This is a genomic window from Pseudomonas sp. Pse1 (genome assembly GCF_024519635.1).
Classification (GTDB): Bacteria; Pseudomonadota; Gammaproteobacteria; order Pseudomonadales; family Pseudomonadaceae; genus Aquipseudomonas.
The window spans coordinates 1-240 of the sequence record NZ_JALJRO010000128.1 but is presented as its reverse complement, the minus strand read 5'-3'; the positions used below and the strand labels follow the sequence as shown (position 1 = coordinate 240).

Genomic DNA, 240 nt, shown 5'->3' with positions numbered 1-240 from the left:
AGCGCCTATCCGCCAGCCGCGACGAGGCGCGCTATTCGGTCACCCTGCAACCGCGCCTGGCCCTGGCCGGACGCGGTAAGCAGAGCCGGATTTACCAACAGCAGTCGGTGCCGGAAATTGTCAAAAGCATCCTCCTCGGCCGTCACGACATGGAGCATTTCGACTGCCCGTTCCATCTGGTGCGTGAGTACCCGCGCCGCGATCAGGTGATGCAGTACGACGAAAGCGACCTGGATTTTA

Annotated in this window: 1 protein-coding gene; it reads left to right on the top strand. The window is 61.7% G+C overall.

All coding sequences use genetic code 11. The features are described 5' to 3' along the window. The coding region (locus NR126_RS28705; RefSeq protein ID WP_256832533.1) for a contractile injection system protein, VgrG/Pvc8 family at nucleotides 1-240 on the top strand (240 nt) is incomplete at both ends.